17 protein-coding genes are annotated in these 17281 nt (G+C 65.2%); 14 read left to right on the forward strand and 3 right to left on the reverse strand.

Going from position 1 to position 17281, the window contains the following annotated elements:
* Window positions 1-226 precede the first annotated feature (226 nt).
* Both KPL81_RS04535 and KPL81_RS04540 read left to right on the forward strand, forming a co-directional pair.
* Window positions 227-2050 (forward strand): single-stranded-DNA-specific exonuclease RecJ, encoded by a 1824-nt coding sequence (locus tag KPL81_RS04535; protein WP_219790853.1) that lies wholly within the window; start codon window positions 227-229, stop codon window positions 2048-2050.
* A gap of 81 nt (window positions 2051-2131) precedes the next feature.
* Window positions 2132-2749, forward strand: a complete 618-nt coding sequence (locus KPL81_RS04540; protein WP_209475865.1) for a YitT family protein — start codon at window positions 2132-2134, stop codon at window positions 2747-2749.
* 26 nt (window positions 2750-2775) lie between these two features.
* Here KPL81_RS04540 and KPL81_RS04545 read toward each other — a convergent pair whose 3' ends face one another.
* Window positions 2776-3195 carry a VOC family protein gene (locus KPL81_RS04545; RefSeq protein ID WP_219790854.1) on the reverse strand — a complete coding sequence of 140 codons (420 nt, stop codon included), beginning with the start codon at window positions 3193-3195 and terminating at the stop codon, window positions 2776-2778.
* 316 nt (window positions 3196-3511) lie between these two features.
* Here KPL81_RS04545 and KPL81_RS04550 point away from each other — a divergent pair, with 316 nt between their 5' ends.
* The 9 genes from KPL81_RS04550 to KPL81_RS04590 all read left to right on the forward strand — a co-directional run bounded on the left by KPL81_RS04550 (window position 3512) and on the right by KPL81_RS04590 (window position 13055).
* Window positions 3512-4849 (forward strand): OmpP1/FadL family transporter, encoded by a 1338-nt coding sequence (locus KPL81_RS04550; RefSeq protein ID WP_219790855.1) that lies wholly within the window; start codon window positions 3512-3514, stop codon window positions 4847-4849.
* Between the two features lie 205 nt (window positions 4850-5054).
* A complete protein-coding gene (locus KPL81_RS04555) occupies window positions 5055-6470 on the forward strand; it encodes an OmpP1/FadL family transporter (RefSeq protein WP_219790856.1) in 1416 nt (471 codons plus the stop codon).
* Between the two features lie 186 nt (window positions 6471-6656).
* A protein-coding gene (gene prfB / locus KPL81_RS04560; RefSeq protein WP_338034799.1) for a peptide chain release factor 2 occupies window positions 6657-7755 on the forward strand; the annotation gives its coding sequence in 2 pieces (ribosomal slippage) (window positions 6657-6731 and window positions 6733-7755; 1098 coding nt in all).
* A gap of 161 nt (window positions 7756-7916) precedes the next feature.
* Entirely contained in the window at window positions 7917-9467 is a 1551-nt protein-coding gene (gene lysS / locus KPL81_RS04565) for a lysine--tRNA ligase (protein ID WP_219790857.1), read from the forward strand.
* A 91-nt stretch (window positions 9468-9558) separates the two neighbouring features.
* Entirely contained in the window at window positions 9559-9945 is a 387-nt protein-coding gene (locus KPL81_RS04570) for a hypothetical protein (RefSeq protein WP_197449449.1), read from the forward strand.
* Window positions 9946-10022: 77 nt separating this feature from the next.
* Window positions 10023-11453 (forward strand): MFS transporter, encoded by a 1431-nt coding sequence (locus tag KPL81_RS04575; protein WP_219790858.1) that lies wholly within the window; start codon window positions 10023-10025, stop codon window positions 11451-11453.
* A 27-nt stretch (window positions 11454-11480) separates the two neighbouring features.
* Window positions 11481-11789, forward strand: a complete 309-nt coding sequence (locus tag KPL81_RS04580) for a BolA family protein (protein ID WP_209475875.1) — start codon at window positions 11481-11483, stop codon at window positions 11787-11789.
* The gene (locus tag KPL81_RS04585) at window positions 11786-12601 is read left to right on the forward strand and encodes a hypothetical protein (protein ID WP_219790859.1); all 816 of its coding nucleotides are present in this window, start codon (window positions 11786-11788) and stop codon (window positions 12599-12601) included. The genes KPL81_RS04580 and KPL81_RS04585 overlap by 4 nt, the downstream gene beginning before the upstream one ends.
* Window positions 12594-13055: a GNAT family N-acetyltransferase gene (locus tag KPL81_RS04590; protein ID WP_219790860.1), complete on the forward strand. Its 462-nt coding sequence runs from the start codon at window positions 12594-12596 to the stop codon at window positions 13053-13055. The genes KPL81_RS04585 and KPL81_RS04590 overlap by 8 nt, the downstream gene beginning before the upstream one ends.
* Window positions 13056-13059: 4 nt before the next feature.
* On the opposite strand, the gene KPL81_RS04595 is transcribed toward KPL81_RS04590, so the two are convergent.
* A complete protein-coding gene (locus KPL81_RS04595; RefSeq protein WP_209475881.1) occupies window positions 13060-13251 on the reverse strand; it encodes a cell division protein ZapB in 192 nt (63 codons plus the stop codon).
* A 116-nt stretch (window positions 13252-13367) separates the two neighbouring features.
* Window positions 13368-14000 carry a 16S rRNA (guanine(966)-N(2))-methyltransferase RsmD gene (gene rsmD / locus KPL81_RS04600; protein WP_219790861.1) on the reverse strand — a complete coding sequence of 211 codons (633 nt, stop codon included), beginning with the start codon at window positions 13998-14000 and terminating at the stop codon, window positions 13368-13370.
* Window positions 14001-14090: 90 nt separating this feature from the next.
* Here rsmD and ftsY point away from each other — a divergent pair, with 90 nt between their 5' ends.
* Genes ftsY through ftsX form a run of 3 tightly spaced genes read left to right on the forward strand, consistent with a single transcriptional unit; the run spans window position 14091 to window position 17073 of the window.
* A complete protein-coding gene (ftsY, locus tag KPL81_RS04605; protein ID WP_219790862.1) occupies window positions 14091-15437 on the forward strand; it encodes a signal recognition particle-docking protein FtsY in 1347 nt (448 codons plus the stop codon).
* The gene (ftsE, locus tag KPL81_RS04610; RefSeq protein WP_209475887.1) at window positions 15434-16102 is read left to right on the forward strand and encodes a cell division ATP-binding protein FtsE; all 669 of its coding nucleotides are present in this window, start codon (window positions 15434-15436) and stop codon (window positions 16100-16102) included. The genes ftsY and ftsE overlap by 4 nt, the downstream gene beginning before the upstream one ends.
* Window positions 16099-17073, forward strand: coding sequence for a permease-like cell division protein FtsX (gene ftsX / locus KPL81_RS04615; RefSeq protein ID WP_219790863.1), 975 nt, complete (start codon window positions 16099-16101; stop codon window positions 17071-17073). Before ftsE ends, ftsX begins: the two co-directional genes overlap by 4 nt.
* The last annotated feature ends 208 nt before the right edge of the window (window positions 17074-17281 follow it).

Genomic DNA, 17281 nt, shown 5'->3' on the forward strand with positions numbered 1-17281 from the left:
CATAGGGGGCAGGGCGAAGAGAAGGCCTCGATGCCGCTGGCGCCAGATGCCTGCTCAGGGCTGATCCGGCGACAGGCCTACGAGGGGGCGCTGTGACCCCTTCCCTGGGCGCTACTTTTGCCATCCATGGCAAAAGACTCCCTCTTCGGCCTGTCCCTGGCGCCCTTCGCTCGGTACGACGTTTCCATCGCCGAGCACCATCAGATGCGAACCAGAGGAGTCAGGCTTGGACGCCGTGACCGACCCCATCGACCTGCACGCCCGACTCAAGCCGCGGCTGCTGCCGCGCCCACGCAACGAGGCGCTTTATGCTCGTGCCCGTGCCGAGGGGCTGACCGAGCTGCAGGCCCGCGTACTCGCCGGTCGCCTGGCCAACTATGAGGGCGAGCTGGCGCCACTGACCCAGCCCAGCCTGCGCTACCTCGAACACCCAGAACGCCTGGCCGACGGCCGCCGTGCCGCCGAGCGCATCGCCACCGCCGTAGCCGAGGGCGAGCACATCGGCATCCTCACCGACTACGACGTCGACGGCATCACCTCCCACGTGGTGATCCGGCGCACCCTGGTGGAACTCTTCGGCGTACCGGAATCGCGCTTGCACAGCCTGATCGGCCATCGTATCCACGACGGCTACGGCATCAGCCTGCCGCTGGTGGAGCGCACGCTCGGATTCTCGCCGCGGCCGACGCTGGTGATCACTGCCGATTGCGGCAGCTCCGATGAGCCACGCATCGCCCGGCTCAAGGCGGCGGGCATCGACGTGGTGGTGAGCGACCACCACGCGCTGCCGGTGGAGGGACCGCCCCCCTCGGCCCATGCCGTGGTCAACCCGACACGCAACGACTGCCAGTATCCCGACCGTACCATTGCCGGCTGCATGGTGGCGTGGCTGGTGATGTCGCTGACGCGCAGCGTGCTGGTGGAGTGGGGCGTGATTCCCGAGGCCACGCCCAAGCTCTCCGCCTGGCTCTCCTACGTGGCGTTGGGCACCGTGGCCGACTGCGTGTCGCTGGGCGCGAGCCCGGCCAATCGCGCCGTGGTCAGCCATGGTCTGGCGTTGATCAACCGCATGGAGGCGGCCTGCTGGCGCGCCATGGCCGCGCGCCTGGGCGAGGATAGCGTGCCATTCTCCGCCGAGACTCTCGCCTTCCAGATGGGGCCACGCATCAATGCCCGCTCGCGCCTCGACGACCCCTACGCGGCGCTGCACTTCATGCTGGCGGGAGACGACGCCACCGCGCAGCGCCATCTGCAGACGCTGGACGACGACAACCAGTCGCGCAAGGTGATCGAGGCGGAGATGGTCGAGGAGGCGCGAGCCCTGGCCCTGCCCCAACTGGAGGCCGACCTGCCAGCACTGGTGGTCTATCTCGAAAGCGGGCATCCCGGCGTGCAGGGTATCGTCGCCTCGCGTCTGGTGCAGTCCTTCGGACGCCCTGCGTTGGTGCTCACGCCGGCCGCGGCGCCCGGCATGCTCACCGGCTCGGGGCGCTCCATCGAGGCGCTGCACCTGCGTGACGCGCTGCAGCGCACCCACGAGCTGGCGCCCGAAGCGCTGCCGCGCTTCGGTGGTCATCGCGGTGCGGCCGGGGTCGGCGTGCCGGGGCAGCAACTCGAGGCTTTTCGTGCCGCTTTCCTGCAGGCCGTGGGTGAGCAACTGGGTGGCTGCGAGCTGTTTCCCCATGTGTTCACCGATGGGGCGCTGGCTCCCGAGCAATTCCAACTGGCCACGCTGATCGAACTGGAGGCGTTGGGTCCTTATGGTCGCGAGTTCGACGCCCCGCTGTTCGAAGGAGAGTTTTTTGTCGAGTCGCTACGTGCCGTGGGCGCCGAAGCGAACCATCTCGCCATGCAGCTCTCCTCGGGGCTGGTGAGCCTCAAGGCGATCTGGTTTCGTGCCCTGACGCCGGGAGAGCTGCCTGCCTTCGGCATGGGGGACAGGCTGCGCTGCGCCTATCGGCTCAATCGCAACCGCTGGCGGGGGCAGGAGTCGCTGCAGCTGATGGTGGAGGTTGCCGAACCGCTGGTGGCCAATCATCGCGTAACCTAAGCACGATCAATGATTTCCTACGCTCGACCCGCTAGAATCCGGGCCGTTCGGGCGAGCCGCCCGTTTGCCAAGGAATCGTGAATGGATCCACAAGATCTGCCCACCGATCCCCATCGCCCCTACGAGGACGTGATGGCCATGCTGGTGGGCACGCTGTTCGTCGCCCTCGGTGTCAGCTTCTATACCCATGCACTGCTGCTCACCGGCAGTACCGCCGGCATGGCCTTCTTGTTGCAGTACGCCAGCGGTTGGCGCTTTGGCGTCTGGTTCTTCCTGATCAACCTGCCGTTCTATTACCTGGCAGTGAAGCGCATGGGTTGGTCGTTCACCCTGCGTACCTTCGTCGCCATCGCTCTGGTATCGCTATTCTCCGAGCTGACCGGCAGTTGGGTCGCCTTCGACAGCCTCAATCCGCTCTATGCCTCGCTGATGGGCGGCAGCCTGATCGGCATCGGCATGCTGGTGCTGTTTCGCCACCGTACCAGCCTCGGCGGCATCAACATCCTGGCGCTCTATCTGCAGGGGCGCTACGGCTGGCGCGCCGGCTACGTGCAGCTCGGCATCGACGGGCTGATCATGCTCGTCGCCTTGCTGGTGCTGCCGCCAGAGCGGGTCGGGCTCTCGGTGCTGGGCGCCGTGGCGCTCAACTTGATCATTGCCCTCAATCACAAGCCCGGCCGCTACATGGGCGTGAGCTGAAAAGTGGCGGCATGAGCGGGGCGGAGTCAGTAGTTGGGCCAGATGCCCGGCGTGGCCAGCTCGATGAGATGGCCGTCGGGGTCGCGGAAATAGAGGCTTTCGCCGCCGCGGGGCCAGTGGGTGCGCCCCTCGATGGTCACGCCATGATCGCTGAGCTGGCGTTCCCATGCGGTCAGCTCACGCTTGGCAATGGCGAAAGCGAGGTGTACCCGCCCTTTACCGTCGTGAGGCGGGATGGTGCCCATGTCGTTGGGCAGCACCACGGTTTCCAGCGTCTCACCCTGCAGGAACAGCAGCAGCACCGTGTTGGCGCCGACGTCGTAGGCGGTGAAGCGGTGATCGGCGTTGAAGGGTTCTAGGCCCATCACGCCTTCGAAGAAGACCCGCGCGCGATCCATGTCGTCGACGTAGAGGGCGGTCTCCAATACGCCGTTGAGCCTGGGCATGGCGTTCTCTCCTTCAGCCATATGCTTTCAGCTTAGCAAATAAGCCAGCAGGACTTTTTCAGCCTGCTGGCGCGGTTCCCCTCAGCAATGCCCCAGAGCCTCACGTGAGCAGGGTGTTTTTGCGCTGCATCATGGAAAAGTTCAACGGCTTACACCAAAACACAACTAAAGTATGAGGATTTATCGCATTAAAACGAACGTTTGGCCTTGATCCGAACGAGTGTTTGGCGAAAACTGACCGGGTAGGGCACCGCTCCGGCGAGGGCGGGATACACAACCAGCGCCAGCTCGCATCTGGATAGAGGACGTCGAGACCATGCAGAACAAGTTCAACAAGATCACCTGGGCCGTGGCCATCGCGGCCGCCGCCTTCGCCAGCCAGGCCAACGCCGGCGGTTACCAGATCAACGAACAGAGCGTCAGCGGCCAGGGTTATGGCCACGCGGGCCGGAGCTCCAACGTCAACGACGCCACCATCGTGTTCGGCAACCCGGCGGGCATGTCGTTCCTCGATCGGGCGCAGCTGACCGCGGGCGGCACCTATTTGAACGTCAATAGCGAGATCCGCAATGCCGAAGCGACTCGCTCCAACCTTCTTACAGGCGGACTTGCTCAGCCGGTTGATGGTTCCTCTGAAGGCGATATGGTCCCGGGGACTCTGATTCCCTTTGCTTTTTACGCCCATCCGGTCAATGAGCGTCTGGCCTTTGGGTTTGGCGTGTATGCTCCCTTCGGCTCAAAGACCGAATACGAAGACGGTTTCATTGGTCGCAACCTGGGCAATTACACCGAGCTGAAGGTAATGAGCGCGCAGCCAACCGTTTCGTATCGATTTAACGAGCAGTGGTCGATCGGTGCTGGCCTTACCTATAACCGCGTGGAGGGTGAGCTCCAGCGCCAAGTGCCGCAGCCCGGTATGGGGATGGCGGATCCAGACCAGGACTTGGATTCACGGGTAGAAGGGGACGACGATGCTTGGGGGTATAATCTGGGCATCATGTTCCAGCCAGTTCCCGAAACCACGTTGGGTCTGACTTATCGCTCGAAGGTCGATTACGACCTTACGGGTACCTACAGGGCAACCAACCCCGACGGTTCGGTCGCTACCAATCCCCTCACAGGCGCAGCGTTGGAGGACAATGCACGCTTGAACCTGGTGACGCCGGAAACCATCAATTTCTCCGTGACCCAACAGATGAGTGATCGCTTGAAGCTGATGGTGGGCGCCTCTTGGGTTCGCTGGGACCGCTTCGATGAAATACATGTCACGAATGATGCAGGCGACACGATTACCCGGGAGACCCAGGATTATTCGAATGCCTGGGCTTACGGTGTCGGCGGGGAGTACCAGCTCAACCCACAGTTGGTTCTGCGTGCTGGTGTCACTCTCGACTTCACGCCCACCAGCGACGAGTTCCGTAGCGCACGGATTCCCTCGGATGATCGCCGCATCTTCTCCATCGGCGCCGGCTGGACGCCCATGGAAAACCTAACGCTGGACTTTGCCTATTCCTATCTGACCGAGCGTAGCACCCAAGTCGATCAAACTCGGACGGATCATGAGGGGACCATGGCAGAGACTGATCTGGCCTACTCCGCTGATTACAAGAACGAAGCCCATGGCTTCGGCGCTCAGCTGACCTACCGCTTCTAAGCGCTCTCGACACTGTGGCCTGCCGGCACCCGCCGGCGGGCTTTTCATTCACCGCCATCGGCTTATAGCCGTCATGCTCTTGCTGAGCGAAGCATTGTAGACACTCAATAATAAAACGAACGTTTGTGCAGTGTGGAACGGAAGGGTCCCGAGTTCGCCACCGGTGAACGTCATGCGTCGCCAGACGACTGAAAAGGACACTTTCATGAACAAGATCAAGACAACCGGAATTTCCCTTGCCCTGTCAGTGGGCAGTATCGCAACACTTGCCGCCAACTATGCCGCTGCCGGTGGCTTCGAGATCACCGCCCAGAGCATCGGTTCACAGGGCACCGGCCATGCCGGGCGTAGCTCCAACGTGGCGGACGCCACCATCGTCTACGGCAACCCCGCCGGCATGTCCTTTCTCAACCATGCTCAGGTATCGGTCGGAGGTACCGGCATTCGTGCCTACACCGAGATCGACAACGTCTCCTCCAACTTCAGCGCCGACGCCGAAGGCAGCCTGTCGCTGCTACCCTTCCTGCCACCGCTGACCTTCCAGCTGGGGCCGGGCGACATGGGGCGGGTGAACGGCACCAACGAGGGCGACATGGTGCCCGATTCGCTCATTCCCTACGCCTTCTACGCCCAGCCACTCACCGACCGGCTAAGCGTTGGCTTCGGCGTCTACGTGCCGTTCGGAGCCCGCACCGATTACGATGATGACTTCGAGGGGCGTTATCACGGCACCCTGACCGAACTCAGCGTGATCACGGCGCAGCCAACTCTCTCTTATCGCCTCACCGACCGCCTCTCCTTCGGTGCCGGGCTTACCTATAACCGCGCCGAGGGGGAATTGGCCGTCAAGGTGCCGCATATCGAGGATGCGGTGAACGGCACGCCTCCCTCGCCCGAGACCGACGAGGAGGTGCAGGTAAGTGGCGACGACGATGCTTGGGGCTATCACTTGGGACTGATGTATCGCCCCACGGATGCCACCTCGCTTGGTCTGACCTATCGCTCGAGCGTCGAATTCGAGCTGGCCGGTGAGATTGAGACCACCGGCTTCGTCCAGGAGATGCTGCCGAACCAGCCGGGCAGCCTCGACTTGACCACGCCGGAAACGGTTAATCTCTCCATCTCGCATGACCTCTTCGAGCCCTTGACGCTGATGGCAAGCGTATCTTGGACCCGCTGGAGCCAGTTCGAGGAGATCGCCATTGATGGCGAAGCGTCGGGTGAGCGAATCATCGTCGAGCCGCAGGAGTACAATAATGCTTGGGTCTATTCCGTGGGGGCGGAGTATCGGCCGACCAACACGCTGGCACTGCGGGCCGGTTTTGCCATCGACAATTCCCCAACCAATGACCGCACGCGCAGCGTTCGTGTACCTTCCGACGACCGCAAGCTCTACTCACTGGGGTTGGGCTGGACGCCGCTTCCCAACCTGACCTTCGATCTGGCTTACACCTACATCACCGAGAAGCGCACCCGGGTCGATCAGGCGCGCACCTACCAAGGCTCGAGCGAACTCCTGGCAGGGCTGGTGGACATCGATGCTGATGCCTCGACATATTATGGCGCCAACTACGAGACCGAAGCACATGCGGTGGGGGCCGCCGTCACCTATCGATTCTAATCGTCCAGCCCATCTGCGCATGACCTGGCGATCCGGCTTCGGCCGGGTCGCTTGCGTTGGGGCTTTGCGATGGATGCGCCGAATCGGTGAGTTCGCTACAATAGCTGCCTTTTACGCGCCGCCGGGGCCGGGCCATGGCCTGGCCCCGGTCGCCGCCTTCACCAAGCGAATCAGGCGAACGAGCCCATGCTGGAAACCAACCCCATCCATAACCTCATCAAGGACCTGTCGGAACGGACAGACGTCCTGAGGGGGTATCTTTGACTATGCCGAGAAGAAGGATCGGCTAGAGGAAGTCTCCCGCGAGCTGGAAGACCCGAACGTCTGGAACGACCCCGACTACGCTCAGAAGCTGGGCAAGGAGCGTGCCTCCCTCGAGCTCGTGGTCGAGACCATCGACGAGCTCGATCAGGGCCTGGCGGACAGCCGCGACCTGCTCGAGCTGGCCGAGATGGAGGAGGACGAGGACACCGTCGACGAAGTAAAAAGAGAGCTCGACGGGCTCCAGGAGAGTCTGGCGAAGCTCGAGTTCCGGCGCATGTTCTCCGGCGAGATGGACGCCAACAACGCCTACCTCGACATCCAGGCCGGCTCCGGCGGCACCGAGGCCCAGGATTGGGCCAACATGCTGCTGCGCATGTACCTGCGCTGGTGCGAGCACCACGGCTTCAAGGCCGAGATCGTCGAGGTCTCTGCCGGTGAGGTGGCGGGCATCAAGTCGGCGACCATCCATGTCCAGGGCGACCACGCCTTCGGCTGGCTGCGTACCGAGACCGGCGTGCACCGCCTGGTGCGCAAGAGTCCGTTCGACTCGGGAGGGCGCCGCCACACCTCCTTCGCCTCGGTATTCCTGTCGCCTGAGGTGGACGACAACTTCGAGGTCGAGATCAATCCGGCGGACCTGAGAACGGACACCTATCGTTCCAGTGGCGCCGGCGGCCAGCACGTCAATACCACCGACTCCGCGGTGCGCATCACCCACGAGCCCACCGGCATTGTCGTGGCCTGCCAGAGCCAGCGCAGCCAGCACGCCAACCGCGATTTCGCCATGAAGCAGCTCAAGGCGAAGCTGTGGGAACACGAGATGCAGAAGCGCAACGCCGCCAAGCAGGAGGCGGAGGACGCCAAGGCCGATATCGGCTGGGGCAGCCAGATCCGCTCTTACGTGCTCGACGACCAGCGCATCAAGGACCTGCGTACCGGCGTGCAAACCAGCAACTGCGACCGGGTGCTGGATGGCGATCTAGACGCTTTCATCGAAGCCAGCTTGAAGCAAGGGCTATAGCCTGCTGCGCTCGCCGATACGGCGTTGCCCCTCGACTCGAGAGTCTCATTGACGACAGTCAACTCCGTTCTCTCGTTGAGGGGCGCCTTGCCTCAGCTCCGCTTGCGCGGCTCTAGTCGCGTTTACAACACCGCATATTGTGACTGCTAACAGGTAGCGAGATGGCCAACCAGAGCTCCTCCCCGGAAAGCCCCCAGATCGACGAGAACCGCCTGATCGCCGAGCGTCGGGCCAAGCTGGCGGCTCGCCGCGAGCGTGCCGCGGCCAGCGGCGGCAGCGCCTTCCCCAACGACTTTCGCCGCGACAGCCTGGCGGCCGACCTCGCGGCCGAGCTGGGCGAGAAGGACAAGGCGGAACTGGAGTCGCTGAACCGCCCTGCGGCGGTGGCCGGGCGCATCATGCGCAAGCGTGGCCCGTTCCTGGTGATCCAGGACCCCAGCGGCACGATTCAGCTCTACGTCGACAAGAAGGGGCTGGCGGAAGAGGTGCTGGAGGACATCAAGGGTTGGGACATCGGCGACATCGTCGCCGCCCGCGGCCCGGTGCACAAGTCGGGCAAGGGCGATCTCTACGTGATGATGGAGGAAGCCAGGCTGCTGACCAAGAGCCTGCGTCCGCTGCCCGACAAGTTCCACGGTCTGACCGACATGGAGGCGCGCTATCGTCAGCGCTATGTCGACCTGATCATGAACCCCGACTCGCGCAAGGTGTTCGAGACCCGCGCCGGAGTCATCAGCGCCATGCGCCGCTTCTTCGAGGAGCGCGGCTTCATGGAGGTGGAAACCCCCATGCTGCAGCCGATCCCCGGCGGCGCCACCGCGCGGCCGTTCATCACGCACCACAATGCGCTGGACATCGACATGTACCTGCGCATCGCGCCCGAGCTCTATCTCAAGCGCCTGGTGGTGGGCGGTTTCGAAAGGGTCTTCGAGATCAATCGCAACTTCCGCAACGAAGGCCTGTCGACGCGCCACAACCCCGAGTTCACCATGGTCGAGTTCTACCAGGCGCATGCCAATCACCATGACCTGATGGACCTCACCGAGGAGATGCTGCGTGCCGTCGCGCTCAAGGTGCTGGGGACCACCACGGTGGTCAATACCGTGCGCAGCGCAGAGGGTGAAGTGCTCGAGACCTACGAGTACGACTTCGGCAAGCCGCTCAAGCGCATCAGTGTGTTCGACTCGATTCTCGAGTTCAATCCCGACATCCACGCCGAGGCGCTGGCCGACGAGGCCGCCGCACGGCAGATCGCCGAGCGGCTGGACATCGACGTCAAGGATGGCTGGGGCCTGGGCAAGATCCAGATTGAGATCTTCGAGAAGACCGTCGAGCATCGTCTCAAGGACCCCACCTTCATCACCGACTACCCCACCGAGGTGAGCCCGCTGGCGCGGCGCAACGACCGCGACCCGTTCGTCACCGAGCGCTTCGAGTTCTTCGTCGGCGGGCGCGAGATCGCCAACGGCTTCTCGGAGCTCAACGACGCAGAGGACCAGGCCGAGCGCTTCCGTGCCCAGGCGGCGGAGAAGGAGGCCGGCGACCTCGAGGCGATGTACTACGATGCCGACTACGTACGTGCGCTGGAATACGGCCTGCCGCCCACAGCCGGCGAGGGAATCGGCATCGACCGCCTGGTGATGTTGTTTACCGACAGCGCCTCGATCCGGGATGTATTGCTGTTCCCGGCCATGCGCCCAGAGGTGGACTGAAGGGGCTGAGTAGCGCCGCTGGGCGGAAGTATTGGTAAGCGGCGGCGCTAGCGCCCATAATGATCACCGTTTCGACGTCGAGGAGACCGCGATGAAACTGCTCAACCGCTCCGCCCTGAGCGTCAGGCCGACCCGGCACTTCGTGGACTGGATCAATGCGCTGGAACCCACCATGGGCGAGGACGACCTCACCCTGGCCGACGTCGAACGCGAAAGCACGGTCTATCTGATTCCCGAGATGGACACTCCGGAGGCGCTGGAGGCCTTCGTGCGCGAGCGTTACCTCGAGATCCTCGAGACCGAGCTGCGCGCCTGGGAAGAGGACGAGCGCCAGTGGCCCGAGGCCCTGGACTGGGCGCTGTTCCAGCGCTTCCTGCAGGTCGAGCACAGCTATCTCGCCATTGACCTGGACGACGAGACGGCGCTGGAGATCTCCGAGGTCGACGATTCGCTGCTATTGGAAACCGATCAAGATTGATCCGCTTTCCTCGTTGATTTTCGAAAACCGGCTGCGGCCGGTTTTCTCGTTACGCACCTTGCCATGATGGAAACCGCATGAGCCGACTCTTCTCGACCCGGCCCGGCGACGATGGCCTGCCGGGCCCCGAGCGACGCCTGGCGGTACTGGCGCTGATCCTCGGTACCCTGATGGCCGTGGTGGACGTCACCATGGTCAATATCGCGCTGCCCTCCATCGCGCGTGACCTCGATGTATCCGCCGCCCGGACGGTCTGGGTCACCAACCTCTTTCAGATCGTCTGTGCCGCGTTCCTGCTGGTATGCGCTTCGTTCAGCGAGATGATCAGCCGGCGCCGGCTCTACGTGGCGGGACTCGGGCTGTTCGTGCTGGCTTCGCTGGGAGCCGCGCTGTCGCGTAGCCTGGAGTGGCTATTGGTGTTTCGCGCGCTGCAGGGTCTCGGTGCGGCGGCTACGCTCTCCATCGGCCCGTCGCTCTATCGCTCGATATTTCCCACGCGGCTGCTGGGCAGCGCACTGGGGCTCTCGGCCTTGGTGGTGGCGGGAGGCTACGCCGCCGGCCCGGCGCTGGGCGGGTTGGTGCTGTCGGCCGTCAGCTGGCCCTGGCTGTTCGCTCTTCACCTGCCCCTGGGCGCCGTCTCGCTGTGGCTGGCGTGGCGCGCGCTGCCGCGTGAGAAGGGGCGTCGCGGCGGCTTCGACGGTCGTGGTGCACTGGGCTCGGTGGTCATGCTGGGCAGTTTTTTCCTGGCCATGGATACCCTGGGCCACGGGGCGCCGCTATGGCAGGCGCTGGCCTGGTTGACACTGAGCGGTGTCTCGGGCTGGCTATTCCTGCGTCGCCAGCGACGGGCCTCGCACCCGCTGTTGCCGCCGCGGCTGTTCCAGGTGCCACGCTTTCGCCTGGCGGTCTCCGCCTCGGGGCTCGCCTTCGTCGGCCAGGGGCTGGCATTCGTCGCGCTGTCGTTCCTCTATCAGCAGGAGATGGGCTTCTCGCCGCTGCACACCGCCTGGCTGTTCACGCCCTGGCCGCTCGCCATCATGCTGGTCGGCCCGGTGGCCGGCCGTCTGGCCGATCGCGTGAACCCCAGCGTCATGGCAAGCCTGGGGCTGGTATTGCTGATGCTGGGGCTCGCCTCGCTGGCCTTGCTGCCACAGGATGCCGGCGTACTGGACAGTCTGTGGCGTACCGCCCTGTGCGGCATCGGCTTCGGGCTGTTCCAGCCGCCCAACAACCGCGAGATGATGACCAGCGCGCCGCATGAGCTGAGCACCAGCGCCTCGGGCGTGCTGAGCACGACACGCACCGTGGGCCAGTCGCTCGGCGTGGCCCTGGTCGGCGCCTTTCTGGCCGCGAGTGCACCGGTGCAGACGACGCTGTGGGCTGGCTGCCTGGCCTGCCTGCTGGCGCTGGTAGCCAGCCTGGCGCGAATGCGGCTGGCCGAGGCTGCCCGCAAAAACGGCGGCGAGCAAGTGCCCCAGGTGCAGTCGCCGGGCAAGCGAGTACAATGATCTGACATCCATGATCGAGGAGCCCTCATGAGCGTTCAGGCCGATATCGAAGAGAAGCTGCAGGCCCTCGAGCCCACCCATGTGACGGTGGAGAACGAGAGCCATCGGCATGCCGTGCCGGCCAATTCCGAAACCCATTTCAAGGTCACGGTGGTGTCCGACCATTTCCAGGGGTTGATGCCGGTGAAGCGCCACCAGCGACTTTACGCGCTGCTGGCCGACGAGCTGGCGGGGCCCGTGCATGCCCTGGCGCTGCATCTCTACACACCCCAAGAGTGGGCGTCGCGGGGCGAGGCACGACCCGACTCGCCCAACTGTCGTGGCGCCGGCGCGTGACTTCCGAACCACAGCGCCTCCAGTACCTGGAGGCGATGGGATTGACCGCCTGGGTGGCGCGCTATCGGCTACCCCATGCCCAGCCGAGCGAAGCCTGCGAATGGGAGCTGCCCGAGCGGCCTGCTGCCTCGCCGCCAGCGGAGCGGCTGCATGCACTGCTCGACGAGGCGGATGCTGCCGCGCGCCAGGCTCCTTCTGGACCGCCGGTCGCTGAGCCGCCGAGAGCATCGTCACCCAAGCGTGCTCGTCAGCTGCTGGGGATCGGGGCTGGCGATGAGGAAACCGGGCAGGCGACCCGCCAGGAGGCGACTCTCGACGTGTCGAAGCCGGCCCAGGAGCCGCTGCGCTTCACCCTGCAAGTGACCTGCGTGGCGGGGCGCTGGCTGGTGGCCGTGCCCGGGGAGTCGCCGCTGGCCATCGACCAGGGACAGCTGCTGGGCAACCTGTTGCAGGCGGCAGGAATCGCTGCCGAGTCTCCGCTGACCTTCGAGACGTTTCGCTGGCCGCCGATGGAGAATCTACCGGTCGAGGCGCCGCTGGAAGAGGCGCGAGAGGGGCTGCAGGCGTTCATCGAAGGTACACGCAGGCGTGGCTGGGCGCTTGAACGTATCCTGGTGTTTGGTCACGACGAAACCATGGATCGACTGCTTGGCTCGCAGCAGGGCGCATTCGAGCTGCTTGGCCTGCCCGGATGGCAGGGGCCCTCGCTCGCCGAGCTGACGCAGAGTGCTGCGGCCAAGCGTGAACTTTGGCCGACGTTGCTGGAATGGCGCCGGGCCTGGTCGGCGCCTGGCAGCGAGGCCGATGACTGAACTCGCCATTCAGCGGCTGACGACCGACGACCTGGAACGGCTGGTGGTGCTGGAGAGCTGCCAGCCTCACCCTGGGTCACGGCGCCAGCTCGAGGCCGCCTTGAACGATGAGGATAGCTGCGTGCTGGGAGCCGAGGTGGCGGGAGAACTCGTAGGCCATGCCGTGGTCGTCAGGCTGCCCTTCGAGGCCGAACTGCAAGCCATTCTGGTGGTGCCCGCCATGCGACGCCGCGGCCTGGCCGCGGCGCTGCTCGAAGCGGTGCTGGAGCAGGGGCGGCAATGGCGCAGCGAACGCGTACTGCTGGAGGTGAGGGCAGGCAATGCGTCGGCCATCAGGCTCTATCGGCGGGCAGGCTTCAGCGAAGACGGGCGACGGCGGGGTTATTATCCACCCCTGGAGGACAGGGCCGACGCGAACAGGGAAGATGCCATTCTGATGTCGCGTCGACCATAAGGGCTCAGGCCCGCTCGGTTTCCACCTCGTCGAACTTGCCCAGCAGCGCGGTCAGGCGGCGCTCCCACTCTTCGCGCTCCTGCTTCAGACGGCTGTTTTCCTCGCGCAGCTCCTCGGCTTCCATCTTCAGCAGTTCCAGGGCCTCGACGGCACTGGCCACTTTCTGTTCGAGCCGATTGAAGAGTTCGGTGCTCATCGTGTTCTCCTGAAATAATGTCCTGCCGGAGCGGGCGCCTGCCCGCGCTGATTCCGTTGCGCAGCGTAACGCTGAGGGCCAGGCTCGGCAAGCGTAGCCGAACGGCGACGCCCGACCTATTCTGCGGGCCGGGCGATGCGCCTATAGAGGCGTCCGGTGCTGTCGCCGGCGCGGACTTCGCGATGCAGCGACCAGTTGGCTGGCATGCGCACGTCGAGCGCCGTTTCGGTCTCGACATAGATCCAGGCCTCCGCGGCGAGCCAGCCTTGCTCCAGCCGCTCACAGCATGGCTCGGCCAGGCCTTGGCGAAAGGGCGGGTCGAGAAAGACCAGCGAGAAAGGGGCAAACCCGGCTGGGCCGGCGACAAGCAGCGCGAGAGCGTCGACACTCAGCACCTGGCCCCGCTCTGCGGTGCCCAGGGTGTGGAGGTTGTCCACAAGCGCACGGGCCACCTGGCCGTCGCGTTCGATGAACAGTGCCGTGTCGGCGCCGCGAGAGAGTGCTTCCAGGCCCAGCGCGCCGGTGCCGGCGAACAGGTCGAGCACCCGTGCACCCGGCGTGGCTGCGACCAGCCAGTTGAACAGCGTCTCGCGCACCCGGTCGGGCGTGGGGCGCAGGCCGGGGCTGTCGAGCACGGGCAGCAGACGTCGGCGGTACTCCCCGCCGATGATGCGCAGGCGGCCGTCACGCTGGGGCGAGCGAGCGCCGGGGCGGGAGCGTTGGCGAGAGGAGGAGCGGCGACGTGTCATGCGACGGAATTGTACCTGGCGCCGTGTCCACAGTCATGGTGCGCGGTGTTAGGATGTAGCGATCATTCACCCGTGAGGCTGAATTCCCACATGTTCGGTTTTTTCAAGCGCAAGAAGCAGCAGGAATCCCAGCAGGAAGAGCAGCAGCAACGACAGCCGACTCAGCCTGATGCGGAGCGTGAGGAAGAGGCGTCCCACGAAGGTGCGCCAGCGAGTGAAGCGGCTGCAGAGGTAGAGCCAGAGGCGGCGCCCGCCGAGCCGGACGTCGTCGATGCGCTGCGCCCCGAGGAGGCCGCCATGGCCGGCCCGGCGGCGGATGAGGTGCGTGATCGGACCGAAGCGGTCGACGAGGTTGATCGGGAGGAGGAGAACGAGGTGCTGCGCGAGGAAGCGCTGGCTTCCGAACCCGAACCCGAACCCGAACCCGAACCCGAGCCCGAACCTGAGCCCCTCCGCGCTCCCCTGCAGGAGAAGCCTGTCGCCGAGAAGAAGGGCTGGTTCGCGCGCATCCGTTCGGGCCTGGGCAAGACCCGCGCCAACCTCACCGAGGGCGTCGCCGGACTCTTCCTGGGCAAGAAGCAGATCGACGACGAGTTGATCGAGGACCTCGAGACCCAGCTGCTGATGGCCGACGTGGGCATCGAGGCCACCAGCGAGATCGTCGAGCGTCTCACCGAGCGTGTTTCACGCAAGGAGCTCAAGGACCCCCAGGCGCTTTATCGCGCCCTGCAGGACGAACTCGCCACGATGCTCGACGCCGTGGCCAAGCCGCTGGCGCTGCCGGCCAAGGGAGAGGGGCCCTTCGTGATCCTGGTGGTGGGGGTCAATGGCGTGGGCAAGACCACCACCATCGGCAAGCTGACCCAGCGATTCCAGCGCGAGGGGCGCAGTGTGATGCTGGCCGCCGGCGATACCTTCCGGGCCGCGGCGGTGGAACAGCTCAAGGTATGGGGCGAACGCAACAAAGTGCCGGTCATCGCCCAGCACACCGGCGCCGACAGCGCCTCGGTGATCTACGATGCGGTGGCCTCGGCCAAGGCGCGCAAGATCGATGTGCTGATCGCCGATACCGCCGGGCGCCTGCACAACAAGGGGCACCTGATGGAAGAGCTCAAGAAGGTGCACCGCGTGATGGGCAAGCTCGACGACAGCGCGCCTCACGAAGTGATGCTGGTGCTTGATGCCGGCACCGGCCAGAACGCACTCTCTCAGGCCAATACCTTCAACGAGGCGGTGCCGGTCACCGGCATCACCCTGACCAAGCTCGACGGCACCGCCAAGGGTGGCATCATCTTCGCCTTGGCCAAGCAGCTCGGCACGCCGATCCGTTTCATCGGCGTGGGCGAGGGCCTGGACGATCTGCGTCCCTTCGAGGCCCGAGACTTCGTCGACGCCCTCTTCGACCAGGGCGACGAGGGGGCCGTCGCCTCGTCATGATCCTCTTCGAGCATGTGGGGAAGCGTTACGGCGGGCGTTTCGAGGCGCTCGCCAACATCGATTTCCGCGTGCAGCGCGGCGAGATGGTCTTTCTCACCGGCCATTCGGGGGCCGGCAAGAGTTCGTTGCTACGCCTGATCATGCTGCTGGAACGGCCGACCCGGGGCCGGGTGCTGGTCGCCGGTCATGACATCGGGCGCCTGCACCCCAGTCAGGTGCCGTTCTACCGTCGCCAGATCGGCGTGGTGTTCCAGGATCACCAACTGCTTGTCGACCGCTCCATCTTTCATAACGTGGCGCTGCCGCTGGAGATTCGCGGGGTCGAGCCGCGCGAGGCCGCTCGCCGGGTGCGCGCGGCGCTGGACAAGGTGGGCCTGCTGCACCGTGAGAAGGCGCTGCCCATCGAGCTCTCCGGCGGCGAGCAGCAGCGCGTGGGCATTGCCCGGGCGGTGGTCAACAAGCCCTCGCTGCTGCTCGCCGACGAGCCCACCGGCAACCTCGACCCGCAGCTCTCGGCCGATATCATGGCGCTATTCGAGGACTTCAACCGCATTGGTACCACGGTGATGATCGCCAGCCACGACCTGGCGCTCATTGCGCGCCTGCGTCACCGTGTACTGCGCCTGCGCGAGGGACGCCTGATCGCCGACGAGGAGGCCGCATGAGTCGGCAGCCTCCCGCGCGGCCTCGCGGCGCTCGCAGCCAGCGCACCCGATCGACGAGCCGCTTCCGCGGCTGGCTGCGTCATCACCGCGCCATGAGCCTCGACAGCGCTCGGCGCTTGCTGCAAGCCCCCCTCGCCAGCCTGCTCACCATGCTGGCCATCGCCATTGCCCTGGTACTGCCGGCGGCGCTGTGGCTGGCGCTGGACAGCGCGCGTCTGCTCGATGCCGAACTCGATGAGAGTGCCACGCTCACCGTCTATCTCTCCCACGGCATCGACGAGGCTCAAGCTGGGCGCATCGATGAGGCCGTTGACGCTCAGGAGGGCGTCGCCCGAACCCAACTGATCTCGTCGGCCGAAGGCATGGCTGAGTTTCAGCAGGCGCTTGGGTTGAACGACGCCCTGGGTCGGCTGGAGCACAACCCGCTGCCGGCCAGCATCGTGGTGGTTCCCGTCGACCCGGCTCCCAAGGCCGTACGCCATCTGGCCGGCGAACTCGAGACGCTGAGCGGCGTCGATGAGGTGCGCCTCGATCTGGCCTGGCTCGAGCGTTTGCGCCACCTGGCCGAGCTGGGCAGTCGCCTGGCCCTGGCCCTCGGCGTACTGTTCGGCCTGGGGGTGCTGCTCGTCGTGGGCAACACCATACGCCTGGCGGTGGAGAGTCGCCGCCAGGAGATCGAGGTGGTCATGCTGATCGGTGCCACGCATGCTTTCGTGCGCCGCCCCTTCCTTTACAGCGGCGCCTGGTATGGCCTCGGCGGTGGCCTGCTTGCCTGCGGCTTGCTTGGCCTCGGCAACCAGTGGCTGGCGACACCGGTCAGCGCGCTGGCGGCGAGCTACGGCGCCACCTTCAGCCTGCCTCGTCTGGGGCCGGAGGGCTCGGCAACGCTGCTGTTGTGCAGTACACTATTGGGCTGGCTGGGTGCCTGGATCGCCGTGAGCCGCCACCTTGCGGAGGTTCGGCCGCGATGAGGAGCCGCGGAGGTCCGGCCAAGATAGGGCGTGTGCCCGCGGTGGGCCGGCTGCAGCCAGGCGGCGCGCCGAACGTGGCAAGGGCTCGAGGCATGGCGCTGCGACACGCTGTCGCGAATCCCGTGCTGCGCTAGCGACCGCGTCCGGCATCTGCCAGGCTGAGGACGCCAGGGAACGTTATCGACTTTCGTCCGTCTAATCGAGCGAT

The organism is Billgrantia antri (assembly GCF_019430905.1).
GTDB lineage: Bacteria > Pseudomonadota > Gammaproteobacteria > Pseudomonadales > Halomonadaceae > Halomonas > Halomonas antri.

Excerpts from the sequence above, each read along its gene's own strand:
- KPL81_RS04540 (WP_209475865.1), top strand. The coding sequence starts at position 2,132 with ATGGATCCACAAGATCTGCCCACCGATCCCCATCGCCCCTACGAGGAC.
- KPL81_RS04545 (WP_219790854.1), bottom strand. The coding sequence starts at position 3,195 with ATGCCCAGGCTCAACGGCGTATTGGAGACCGCCCTCTACGTCGACGAC.
- KPL81_RS04550 (WP_219790855.1), top strand. The coding sequence starts at position 3,512 with ATGCAGAACAAGTTCAACAAGATCACCTGGGCCGTGGCCATCGCGGCC.
- KPL81_RS04555 (WP_219790856.1), top strand. The coding sequence starts at position 5,055 with ATGAACAAGATCAAGACAACCGGAATTTCCCTTGCCCTGTCAGTGGGC.
- lysS (WP_219790857.1), top strand. The coding sequence starts at position 7,917 with ATGGCCAACCAGAGCTCCTCCCCGGAAAGCCCCCAGATCGACGAGAAC.
- KPL81_RS04570 (WP_197449449.1), top strand. The coding sequence starts at position 9,559 with ATGAAACTGCTCAACCGCTCCGCCCTGAGCGTCAGGCCGACCCGGCAC.
- KPL81_RS04575 (WP_219790858.1), top strand. The coding sequence starts at position 10,023 with ATGAGCCGACTCTTCTCGACCCGGCCCGGCGACGATGGCCTGCCGGGC.
- KPL81_RS04580 (WP_209475875.1), top strand. The coding sequence starts at position 11,481 with ATGAGCGTTCAGGCCGATATCGAAGAGAAGCTGCAGGCCCTCGAGCCC.
- KPL81_RS04590 (WP_219790860.1), top strand. The coding sequence starts at position 12,594 with ATGACTGAACTCGCCATTCAGCGGCTGACGACCGACGACCTGGAACGG.
- KPL81_RS04595 (WP_209475881.1), bottom strand. The coding sequence starts at position 13,251 with ATGAGCACCGAACTCTTCAATCGGCTCGAACAGAAAGTGGCCAGTGCC.
- rsmD (WP_219790861.1), bottom strand. The coding sequence starts at position 14,000 with ATGACACGTCGCCGCTCCTCCTCTCGCCAACGCTCCCGCCCCGGCGCT.
- ftsY (WP_219790862.1), top strand. The coding sequence starts at position 14,091 with ATGTTCGGTTTTTTCAAGCGCAAGAAGCAGCAGGAATCCCAGCAGGAA.
- ftsE (WP_209475887.1), top strand. The coding sequence starts at position 15,434 with ATGATCCTCTTCGAGCATGTGGGGAAGCGTTACGGCGGGCGTTTCGAG.
- ftsX (WP_219790863.1), top strand. The coding sequence starts at position 16,099 with ATGAGTCGGCAGCCTCCCGCGCGGCCTCGCGGCGCTCGCAGCCAGCGC.